Raw genomic sequence first — 1,258 nt, 5'->3', positions numbered from 1 at the left:
GGGCGGCCCGTGCCGGCTCCCGGCCCAGCCGGTACGCGGTCCCGCCCGGTCCCGTACGCACCACGGCACCCTCGTAGACCGGGAGTTCGCGGGTCTTGAGGGAGTCCTTGTAGCGGGCGGGTCCGCTGCCCAGGTCGACCGTGCGGATGCCGTCCGCGGCGGCGGCCTGGAGCATCCGCAGGTGCAGCACCAGTCCGGGCGAGTACCGGCCGTGGTCACGGTCGTACGCGGGGAACCACCAGGACAGCACGGTGGCCGAGCGCAGTCCGAAGTGGGCGGCCACGGGGCGGCCGCCGGCGTACAGCACGGAGAGCAGTCCGCGGCACCCGGGATCGTCACCGTGCGCCAGCAGCTCCACCAACCCGGTGATCCACCGCTGGGCGAACCGGTCCCGGCGGCCCGTCCGCCGGTACTGGGCGGATTTCCAGCGCATCAGCGCCCGTAACGCCTCGGGGTCCCGGGCGTCGTACACGAACCGCACCTCGCCGACCTGCCGGGCGAGCCTGCGCTCCTTGGCCAGGGTCTGCTTGAGGAAACCGGGGGAACGGGCGCGCAGCCCGTCGGTGTAGTGCTCGTATCCCCGGTCGAGGTCGACGACCGGGCTCGCGAGTTCCTCGACGGCGTGCGGTACGAAGAGGTGCTGGCCGGCCTCCAGGTTGTCGAACTCCCACGAGGAGAGCGCGCAGGCCGCGAGCAGGGCGCGCGGGTCGAGCCGGAGGCCGGGGCGCAGGACGGCGCCCTGGCTGTCCGACACCCCGAGGCCGATGGCCCGGCCCCGGCCCAGCGGCCCCCTCTCGTACGGGAGGAAGCCGACGGGTGCCCCGTCGTCCTGCAGTACGGCCACCCTGGCGCCGGGCCTGACCTGTCCGACGGCCGTGGTGAACGCCGGATCGAGGAACGGGTTCTCCGGTGCGCCGGACCCGGCGCGCAGCTCTCTCCACGTCTTGTGCTCGCTCGGCCCGAGTTCGTCGGGCCGCACCACGAGAACGCGCTTTCCGTACATGTGTGCACCTCCTGTGTCGTCACGGTTTCCGGGACACGAGAAGGCCTGCTCGTCACCGTGGACCGGCTCGGGGAGCACGCGGCGGGCTGCACCCGGCCGCACGGCTCAGGCCTCGGGCGGTACCGCGGTCGCTCAGCAGCGGAACGTCTGCAGGCCGGCGGTGCCGGGGGCCGGACCGGCCGGGCCCCGGCCCGGCGGCGGTCCCACCGGGTACGGCCGGGGAACGGGCCGTACCCGCGTGCCGGCCGTCGGGTG

1 protein-coding gene is annotated in these 1,258 nt (G+C 74.6%); it reads right to left on the bottom strand.

The genetic code is table 11. The features are described from left to right. Positions 1-1,003 (bottom strand): GNAT family N-acetyltransferase (locus tag B7767_RS32245; RefSeq protein WP_085575223.1); only part of this gene is annotated, 1,003 nt, incomplete at its 3' end. Positions 1,004-1,258: the final 255 nt, after the last annotated feature.

Origin of the sequence: Streptomyces sp. 13-12-16 (assembly GCF_002114215.1) — a bacterium.
In the GTDB taxonomy this organism is placed as follows: Bacteria; Actinomycetota; Actinomycetes; order Streptomycetales; family Streptomycetaceae; genus Streptomyces.
Note: the sequence above shows the minus strand (reverse complement) of the source record. Positions and strands in the feature narration are given on the sequence as shown.